The organism is Herminiimonas sp. GW821-FHT09C12 (assembly GCF_059416385.1).
Genome location: NZ_JBWKPC010000001.1, coordinates 1,273,698 through 1,283,580, shown reverse-complemented (window position 1 = coordinate 1,283,580; position 9,883 = coordinate 1,273,698). Strand labels below are relative to the sequence as shown.

The 9,883-nt window shown below is 52.7% G+C and carries 9 protein-coding genes; 3 read left to right on the top strand and 6 right to left on the bottom strand.

The genetic code is table 11. The features are described 5' to 3' along the window. Positions 1–30: 30 nt before the first annotated feature. The 6 genes from AC07N2_RS06100 to AC07N2_RS06075 form a co-directional block, all read right to left on the bottom strand. The gene (locus tag AC07N2_RS06100) at positions 31–951 is read right to left on the bottom strand and encodes an AEC family transporter (protein WP_494777443.1); all 921 of its coding nucleotides are present in this window, start codon (positions 949–951) and stop codon (positions 31–33) included. 86 nt (positions 952–1,037) lie between these two features. Beyond that, positions 1,038–1,928, bottom strand: coding sequence for an alpha/beta hydrolase (locus AC07N2_RS06095; protein WP_494777442.1), 891 nt, complete (start codon positions 1,926–1,928; stop codon positions 1,038–1,040). A 63-nt stretch (positions 1,929–1,991) separates the two neighbouring features. Beyond that, positions 1,992–3,521, bottom strand: coding sequence for an ArnT family glycosyltransferase (locus tag AC07N2_RS06090; protein WP_494777441.1), 1,530 nt, complete (start codon positions 3,519–3,521; stop codon positions 1,992–1,994). A gap of 10 nt (positions 3,522–3,531) precedes the next feature. Then, positions 3,532–3,909: an EamA family transporter gene (locus AC07N2_RS06085; protein WP_494777440.1), complete on the bottom strand. Its 378-nt coding sequence runs from the start codon at positions 3,907–3,909 to the stop codon at positions 3,532–3,534. After that, positions 3,906–5,417: a UbiA family prenyltransferase gene (locus tag AC07N2_RS06080; protein ID WP_494777439.1), complete on the bottom strand. Its 1,512-nt coding sequence runs from the start codon at positions 5,415–5,417 to the stop codon at positions 3,906–3,908. The genes AC07N2_RS06085 and AC07N2_RS06080 overlap by 4 nt, the downstream gene beginning before the upstream one ends. Positions 5,418–5,570: 153 nt before the next feature. Next, positions 5,571–7,559 carry a cation:proton antiporter domain-containing protein gene (locus AC07N2_RS06075; RefSeq protein WP_494777438.1) on the bottom strand — a complete coding sequence of 663 codons (1,989 nt, stop codon included), beginning with the start codon at positions 7,557–7,559 and terminating at the stop codon, positions 5,571–5,573. Positions 7,560–7,668: 109 nt separating this feature from the next. On the opposite strand from AC07N2_RS06075, the gene AC07N2_RS06070 reads away from it, so the two are divergent. The 3 genes from AC07N2_RS06070 to lptC are packed head-to-tail and all read left to right on the top strand — an operon-like array spanning position 7,669 to position 9,850. After that, entirely contained in the window at positions 7,669–8,697 is a 1,029-nt protein-coding gene (locus AC07N2_RS06070; protein ID WP_494777437.1) for a KpsF/GutQ family sugar-phosphate isomerase, read from the top strand. Further along, positions 8,697–9,260 carry a KdsC family phosphatase gene (locus AC07N2_RS06065; RefSeq protein WP_494777436.1) on the top strand — a complete coding sequence of 188 codons (564 nt, stop codon included), beginning with the start codon at positions 8,697–8,699 and terminating at the stop codon, positions 9,258–9,260. Before AC07N2_RS06070 ends, AC07N2_RS06065 begins: the two co-directional genes overlap by 1 nt. Further along, the gene (lptC, locus tag AC07N2_RS06060; protein ID WP_494777435.1) at positions 9,257–9,850 is read left to right on the top strand and encodes an LPS export ABC transporter periplasmic protein LptC; all 594 of its coding nucleotides are present in this window, start codon (positions 9,257–9,259) and stop codon (positions 9,848–9,850) included. The genes AC07N2_RS06065 and lptC overlap by 4 nt, the downstream gene beginning before the upstream one ends. Positions 9,851–9,883 lie beyond the last annotated feature (33 nt).

Here is a 9,883-nt window from a genome sequence, read left to right as displayed (position 1 = left end):
GGTTCGCTTTTATGTTGCAGCGCCGTCGCCCTACTTCGGCAGCCCCATCCACAAGCCGATCGGTACAAAGACCAATGCCGCCAGATTACCCAGCAAGACTATCGATGCCACCTTATCCGGCTCCTGCTTGTATTGTTCCGCCACCATGAAGCAAAACACAGCTGGCGGCAACGAAGCGAACAAGAACATTTGTCCGCGTTGCTCTGGATTCAAAGTGAACACGTGATCCAATACCCACGCGATGACCAAACCGGCAATCGGACAAACTGCAGCACCGACCAGGCCGATATGCCAGCTCTTGAAGCTAACGTCCATCATGCGCACACCGAGCGCAAACAACATCAGCGGTATGCATGAATCGCCCAACATCTTCATCGCGATGAACAAGGGTGCAGGCAAAGGCACATGCACAATCGCAAACGCCATACCGATAATCATTGAAATCATCATCGGATTGGCGAGGAATTTCCACGGCGAGACGCGCACCCCATTATGATCGCCACGACCACTTTCTATGATCTTGATGCCGATTGAAAAATACACCAGATTGCAGGCCATGAATAAAGCGACGGCAGAGCCAAGCGCTGATGCACCAAACGCCAGCACCGCCAAAGGCAAACCCATATTGCCGCAATTGTTGTACATCATCGGCGGTACAAAGCTGCGTACGTCATAACCGAACATGCGCGCCACCGGCCACGCCAGCAAACCCGAGCCCAATGAAATCAGGGCACCCGCCAGAATCAAGGTGCCGTTATGTGCCAGATCGAAATCCTTGGCCGCCAATGCAGTGAAAACCAATAGCGGGCACAAGACATCCATGCTGACGCGATTAACCGCCGTCATGTCGGAGCGAACCGAGTCACCACGCAAACGGGCATAGCCGTAACCAAGCGCAATGATGATAAAGACCGGCAAAATAATGCCGAGTATGCGTTCAAAGATTTCCATTTTTTCCAACTGTCCTGATCATCATGAAAAATGCCGGAAGGGATTGCTCCGACTCCGGCAACATCATCTAAAGCTTACTGCAAAATCTATTTTTCTTGTCTTGCATACTTTTCACGTCGGCCATCCGACTTGACGAACTGCTCGACATTATCCAGCAACGGTGCAAGACCGCGTAAAGGCCAAGCCATTGTTGCGATCAAGCTGGCGTGACTCGTTTTATCAAAATACAACTCCGTCACAACATCACCTGAGGCGCGCAATTTATTCGCCATCCCGGCCGTATTACGCAACGGATTAACAATCTTGTCGTCGTGTGATGCAATCAATAATGCTGGTGGTGCATTGGCAGTCACATGATTAATCGGCTGTGACTCAGGCGGCGTTTCTGGATAAAAGAAGACTGGCCGCACATCCGGATTTTCGATAGGAATAAAATCGTACGGCCCGGCCAATCCGATCCAGCCGCGCAATTCATTGGTTTTCAAATCAAGCTTGCCCAACCAGCGTGGGTCCAAGGCAACCATGGCCGCGTTGTAAGCGCCAGCACTATGTCCCATGACGAATATCCGTTTGGGGTCACCGCCAAAACGATTGATATCCTTGATTGTCCACGCGACGGCAAGTGCAGCGTCATCGATGAAATCTGGATAGCGCACTTGCGGATACAAACGGTAATCGGCGACCACTGCCACGATGCCACGCGATGCCAAGGCTTCACCGACAAACGCATAGTCGCCACGATTGCCCGAATTCCAACTTCCGCCGTAGAAAAACACGACAACCGGGGCCAGTCCGCTTAGATTGTGCGGCGTATAAACATCAAGCCGCTGACGTGAATCACTACCAAAGGCAATGTCGGCCTTCTTGTCGTAGCTGCTCGAGGTAGTCAGCGCATTGATGACCGTCAACGGAGCGCATCCTATCAACCCGCCCAATAAGGTCGTCGCAACAAGAAAAGCCAGTGTCCTTTTTTTCATAGTCACCAGCCTTCGTTGAGTTCAGTAAAAACTGCGAGAACGACTACCTGCGCACATCAAAAATTACTTAGGTCTAGGCAAATCGTAACGCTCGAGGAAACCACATCCGTAGACCGGCAAGAATGACGGTATCCGATAATATTTATCAGCAACCGTCTTCAAGATACGTTCACGATACACCTCATAGTTGAAATCCTTGCCATCTGCATACCAGAAGGTCACGCCATCCACCTGCATCGTATGCACAGTCACGGATGAAAAATACGGCGCCAGATCATCTGGATTAATCGCACGGCGATCAAAAATACGAATAGTCTTACCCGCATATTCCTTGAAGTCGACATGCAAATCGTCTTGGCGTGCGTGGAACTTACCCTGACCAAATGTCGGCAAGTATTCTCCTGCGTGATAAGACAGCAAGGCCGCTGGTGTGTAAGCACGCGTCATGATGAGACCACCAGCTGGCAAGTCCTTGCGCAAAGTGGCGACTATCGCTTTTGCTTCCTTGTGAAACACGATGTCGTCATGCAAGGCGTAATCTTTCCACATTGTGATCGGCAGCAGAATGATCGCTGCCAGAAACAAAAAGTGCGGCACCGAGAACCAGGCAGTCCACTTGGCATACTTACGCAAATCTTCCGCGTTGCTGCTGGTGCCGATGAACAAAAACAGGAAAGGCATAAAGCCTAGTACCCAATGCAAGCCTATGGTTTTTTCCATAGACAGCAACAGGAACAAAGCGAAAGGTACCAGGAACAACACGACAATCGCACCACGCTGCGCCATCATCCCGGCCGAGCGCAACAGCTTGATGAAGACCCAAGGCGTGATCAGATAAACCATCATCAACAGATATTGACCTACCGTATACAGCGACCACTCTGCATTCTCGTTGCGATTGATCATATTGAACATCACATTGGACCAGCAGTTATGCGCATTGAATACCACGGTGATGGCAAACAATGGTGCTGAACACAAGGCGATGATGATCAGGTTAACCCAGCCACGACGCGAGCGACACAGATAAACAAAGTAGGCAATTGCCAGCAAGCCTGCAAAGTATTTGGACAGTAACGCACAACCAAGGAAGATACCGGTCGCGACATACCACCAGGTTTTGCCAGACAAATTGCCGCGTATGAAGCAATAGCCGGACAGGAACATAAAGAAAATCAGTGGCGTATCGGTCGTAACAATATTCAGCAACAGCGTGAATGGCAGCAGCAGGAATAAAGTGCCCAGCCAGTACGCAGCACCTTCCTGATACGGCGAGATACGGCGCAACAGATCAACCATGCCCAAGGCGATCAAACTCCACAGCAAGACCGTGAAAAAACGCAGCGATAAAGGATGATCAGAAAAACTGTTCAATACAAACAGCAACCAGCCCACCATAGGTGGATGATCTGAATAACCCCAATCAGGAAATACACCCCACTGATAGAAAAACGCCTCATCACCCGTCATCGGGAAATAGGCAGCCAACCACAGCTTGATCAACAAGGTGATGACAAATGTCCATCGAAAGACTTGCCGCGCACGTACCGGATCAGCGCCGGCGTATAGCGAACGCGTTGAGTTCAAATTCATTCCAGATTCCTTAGTTCTTTACCGACAGGATGAGTACACCTGTAATGATCAAGGCCACGCCCAGCACTTTATAAATGCTAACCGACTCACCCAATATGAAGATTCCTGCCACTGTGGTCAGTACCACGCCAAGCGAAATCAAAGGGTAAGCCATACTGACTTCCAGCTTACCCAGCACCAGCAACCACAATCCTGCACTCGCGCCGAAACACAGCATACCGCCCCAGATCAGCGGACTGCTCAATGCCAGCCAAAAGACAGAACGCATATCACTCGCCATTGCCTGCTGTATTGCGGACGAAGACATGCCCATCTTCAACAGCACTTGCGCCAATGCGGTTAAACATACGCAAAAAAATGCGAGTCCCAATGCGCCAACCTGACTCATGCAATTCCCTTCAGTGTCGCCGCCCAGGCAATACAACCAATGATGATGGCAACCGCCCAACTGGTGCGGTCAGTAATCGCAAACAGCAGTGGATCGTCATGAATTTCCTTGCGCGAGATTTTCAGCCACAAACGCATGATCCAGAACAGCACGACCGGCAAGATCAACCATAGCAACTCGACATGCAGATACATCGCGTCGCCAATCTGGCTATCTATATACAAAGCCAGCAACATCACCGCCACAAAACCACTGGCGACACCCATCGCCATCAAATACGGCAAATCGCTGGTGCGATAACCGCGCCCAGCCAATGAGACATGTCCATCGCCACTCATGAACTCCAACTCGGCACAGCGTTTGACCAAAGCCAGACTGAGAAACATGAACAAGGAAACCGCCAACAACCAGTTGGAAATCATGACCGCGCTGACCACACCACCCGCCAGAATACGATGCGTATACAGCAAGGCCAGCACCAACACATCCACAATCGCCACCTGCTTCAGGCGCGCGGAATACAGCAGCGTTACCACCACATACAGCACCATCAAACTAAAGAAGAGCAGGGAAATTTCAGCCGCCAGCCACAAAGAAAGCGGCAACAGGACTGCAATCAACACGATACCGAATGGTATCGACAAGGTTGCCGCTGCAAAAGGCCGTGCCCGCTTGCGCGGATGCGCACGATCCGATGCCAAATCGAATAAATCGTTGACGATATAAGTCGCCGATGCGCACATGCCAAAGGCTATGAATGCCAATAAAGTGGACAACCACCATGCGCCGATAAAATCATGCGCAGCCAGCAAAGGAATGAACAGCAAGACATTCTTGGCCCATTGATGCAGGCGCAGCGCCTTGACCAACAGACGCCATTTGAAAGGTCGCGCCGGAATGATGAGTGATGGCGCTTTCAATTGCTCGGCACGACGCACTATGCTAGACGGTGCATTGACGACGATCACTTCCGTTGCGCGTGCCCAGACTGCCAGATCGGCAGAACTGTTACCTGCGTAAGCAAAACCCTGTTCCCCGGCATCTTCTTCAATGGCACGCAGCTTGGCAGCAGATTTCAGATTAGTCGTTTCATCACTGCCCAATACCGCATCGAAGATGCCGAGATAATCAGCCACCTGTTGCACCAAACTGCGATCGGATGCGCTGGCCAGAATCAAGCGCCGGCCGGCGACGTGTTGCTGCTGCAAATAGGCGAGCAATGTGTCGTTATATGGCAACAGCGATACATCAAGCTTGATGCGTTGGGCGATTTGCGCTTTCAGATAGCCGCGCCCTTGCAGCAACCAAACCACGCAGAGTAAGAGATAAAGAGGATTGCGCTTGATTAACAGCAGCACCGATTCAAACAATAAATCGGTATAAGTCAGTGTGCCGTCAAGATCGACATACAGTGGGAGAGCATTGGCAACAGGCACGCTCGCAGAATCGCGCACGGAATCGGGCGAATCAAATAAGGAACGGGAGGAATTACCTAGGGAAACGCTCAAATCACCACCTGAAAACAAGAGAAATATTCAATCTCGGGAAAACCACATATTGCCGGATCAGCATCACTCTGTCCGCCCACGACCATCAAGGCGCATTGCGGGTTGGCAATTTTCCGTCTTCACATGCAGACCGTCAACCACAACCGGCGCTCTTCAAGATTTCAAGAGGCGGCTTTCAGCCCGTGCCAGCTCTTCTACGGCACCGCGCAAGACGATGGTGTCACCTGCCATCAGGACCATTTCTGGCGTTACATTCACGCGATCTTTGCCGCGTCGCACGGCAGTCACTTCGACATCCAGCTCTTCCAACTTCAGATCAGCGAGCATTTTACCTACTGCCTTGACGCTGTCAGTCAGTGCCACCGAATGCAGACGTACCTGCAAATGCTCAGCCGCGTCCGACACATCGCTGCTGCCGTGGAAGAAGCCGCGCAAAGTTGCGTAGCGCTCACTCCGCGCCGCTTGCACGCGATGCACCACACGACGCAAAGGTACGCCCAGCGTCAGCATCGCATGTGAAGCCAGCATCAAGCTGCCTTCCAACGCCTCTGGCACTACTTCCGTCGCGCCTGCCGCACGCAATTTATCCAGATCCGTATCGTCGTAGCTACGCACAATCACCGGCAAGTTCGGCGCCAAATCATGCATGTGATGCAATACTTTTAACGCGGATGGTGTACTGGCATAAGTCACCACTAATGCTGCGGCACGATTGATACCGGCCGCCACCAGACTTTCGCGCCGACCAGCATCGCCGTAAGACACATTGGCACCAGCCGCCTGCGCTTCGCTCACACGATCGGGATCGAGATCCAGCGCCTGATAAGTAATGCCCTCGGCTTCCAGCAATTTGGCCAGGCTTTGGCCGCTGCGACCGAAACCGGCAATGATCACATGCTGCTGCGTTGCCATCGTACGGGTTGCAATCTGCGTCAATGCCAGAGACTGCACCATCCATTCATTGGCGGACAGCTTCATCACGATCGCATCGGATTTAGCGATGATGATGGGCGCTGCCAGCATCGATAACACCATGGAAGCCAGTATCAACTGAATAATCAGCGGCTCCACCAGATCCAAACCTCCGACCTGATTCAGCAAGACAAATCCAAATTCACCTGCCTGCGCCAAGATCAAACCCGTCCGTAGCGCCACACCAACCGGCGCGCCAAAGCATCGGGCCAGCAAGGCAATCAGACCGAATTTCAACAATACTGCGCCACTCAGCAAGAGCAGCACCAGCCACCAATACTCAATTACCAGGCGCACATTCAACAGCATGCCTATAGTAATAAAGAACAAACCCAGCAACACATCGCGGAAGGATTTGATGTCTTCTTCCACCTGATGCTTGTATTCAGTTTCGGAAATCAACATGCCGGCGACAAATGCACCCAAGGCCAGCGACAAACCAGCCATTTCGGTAATCCACGCAGCACCCAGCGTAATCAGCAGCAGATTCAGCATGAACAGTTCTTGCGAGCGACGTTTGACCACGATACGGAACCAGCTGCGTATCAATTTATGACCAATAAACAACAGCAGGAACAAGACAATTCCCGCTTTTAACGTCGCCCACAGCAAGGTGGTCATCAAGTCGCCTTGCGGATTGGCCAGCGCCGGAATCAGGATCAGCAAAGGCACGACCGCCAAATCCTGAAACAGCAAGATACCGATAATGCGCCGCCCATGCTGGCTTTCCAGCTCCAGCCGCTCGGTCAACAATTTGGACACTATCGCCGTGGACGACATCGCCAGCGCGCCGCCTATTGCCAGCGCCGCCTGCCAGCTAATGCCGCTCAGGCGTGCCGATAGATGGGCCACCAGCCAGCCAAATACCATGGTCGCTGCAATCGTCAGCAGCACTTGCGCCATGCCAAGGCCGAACACCGTACGTCGCATCGATAAGAGTTTGGGCAGAGAAAACTCCAGCCCGATGGAGAACATCAAGAACACGACGCCGAATTCACCCAAGGCATGCGTGGTGGCATTATCTTCCGCCCACCCAAGCGTGTGCGGCCCGATCACGATGCCGACGACCAGATAACCCAGCATGGGTGGCAGGTGCATCATGCGGAAGGCAACCACGCCCAATACCGCAGCCGCAAGCAAGAGGAGCGTAAGTTCTAAAGGGGACAGCATTCTGTGGAGTCGGCCGAAGTAAGGTGGTAAAGCAACGAAGAACTATCAAACCACATTTTTGTTACGTCTGGCAGGTTTTTTGCTTTGCGAATTCGTTTATACTTTCGGCATGAGTGTATCCCATGCCCCAAACCCGCCTGCAACTTTTGATGCCCAAATCACTGCGCGCGCCTTGCAATTTGCATGCGACACGCTGCAAATCGAAGCGGACGCCATCCTTGCACTAAAAGAGCGCATCACCAGCAAGACCAGCGCACAGTTCATTCAGGCATTGACTCTGTTGCTGAACTGCAAAGGTAGAGTGGTGGTATCCGGCATCGGTAAATCCGGCCATATCGCACGCAAGATTGCATCAACGCTGGCCTCGACCGGCACACCCGCTTTTTTCGTTCATGCGGCAGAAGCTTCGCACGGCGACCTCGGCATGATTACCGCCGATGATGTCCTGATAGGGATTTCTTATTCCGGCGAAGCTGGCGAATTGCTCGGCATCGTGCCCACGATCAAACGCATGGGTGCACACCTGATCACCATCACCGGCAATGACGCATCCAATCTGGCGATACAAGCTGATGTGCATTTGAACGTCCATATCGACAAAGAAGCCTGCCCGCTGAACCTCGCCCCTACCGCCAGCACGACGGCGACTCTTGCACTGGGCGACGCCCTCGCAGTCGCCTTGCTGGATGCTCGCGGCTTTGGCGAAGAAGACTTTGCCCGCTCGCATCCAGGTGGCGCATTGGGTCGCCGCCTGTTGACGCACGTACGCGATGTGATGCGCACCGGCGACGCAGTACCTACCGTCGCAGCCGACGCTACTCTCTATGCAGCCCTGTTGGAAAGCAGCAAAAAGGGGATGGCGATGACTGCCGTAGTAGATAAAGACGGCCACGCTATCGGCGTCTTCACCGATGGCGACTTGCGCCGCCTGATCGAAACCCAGCAGGATTTCTCGAAATTATCGATAGCAGAAGTCATGCATGCCCATCCGCGCAGCGTCCATCCAGAACAGCTCGCAGTAGATGCGGTCGATATGATGGAAGAATTCCGCATCAATCAATTGCTGGTGACCGATGCCAACGGCAAGCTGGTCGGCGCATTGCACATTCACGATCTGACCCGCGCGAAAGTAATCTGATGACAGCGCCCGCAGATACCGTCGCTGACTCTAGCACTTCAGCATCCGCCACAGCCCGCGCAGCAAATGTGCGGCTGATGATTTTTGATGTCGATGGCATTCTGACCGACGGCAGTCTGCATTTCGGCCCCGAAGGCGAAGTCACCAAAACATTCAATGTGCTCGATGGCCACGGCATCAAACTGCTGCAGCAATCTGGTGTAGCAACCGCCATCATCAGCGCGCGCCAATCGCCCATCGTATTGCGACGTGCCACCGATCTCGGCATACATCATGTATTCCAGGGCATACACGACAAACGCAGCGCATTCGAACAACTGCTGGCTCAAACCAAAATGACTGCAGATGCTTGCGGCTTTATCGGCGACGATGTGATCGACCTGCCGATTTTGTTGCGTGTTGGCTTTGCCGCCAGCGTACCGAATGCGCATGCTGAAGTACGCTCCCGCGTGCACTACGTCACACAAGCCAGTGGCGGCCGCGGTGCAGCACGCGAACTGTGCGACTTTATCCTGCGCGCGCAAGGCAACTACGAGGCGGCGCTCGCACCGTATCTTGCATGAGACGCCCCACCAATAGCGTACGCATCATCGTGTTGCTTGCACTCAGCGCTGCATTAGCGCTGGGCAGCTTTTGGTTAGTGGAAGTCATGCGTAGACAAACCGAAGATACGCTACCGACCAAACCACGTAGCGATCCGGATTTTTATGTCGAGAAATTCAATTTCGTGCAAATGGGCAAAGACGGAGAAGCTCGCTACAACCTGACCGGAAGCGAGATGAAGCATTACCCTCTCGACGATTCCTATCAGATACAAAATCCGATCATGCACAGCTTCAGCAAAGACAAGCCTGCAATGGTCAGCCGTTCGCTGCGCGCAACCCTGCTCAATGCAAGCAATGAAGTACACATGTACGATAACGTACTCATTGATCGTCCGGCATCTGCCACCGCACAACATTTTCAACTCAAGACTTCGTATTTGTTATTGCTGCCGGACGAAGACATCATGAAAACACCGAAACCGGTAGAGCTAAAACTCGGCACCTCAGTCCTGACTGGCACTGGCATGTTTGTCAATAATGCAACCGGCGAGTTTCGTTTATCCAGTAACGTAAATGGTTTGTATCAGGCAGCAACGCGCCACAATTGAGCGCGACTCAGCCTTTACTCGACGCATTCTTTT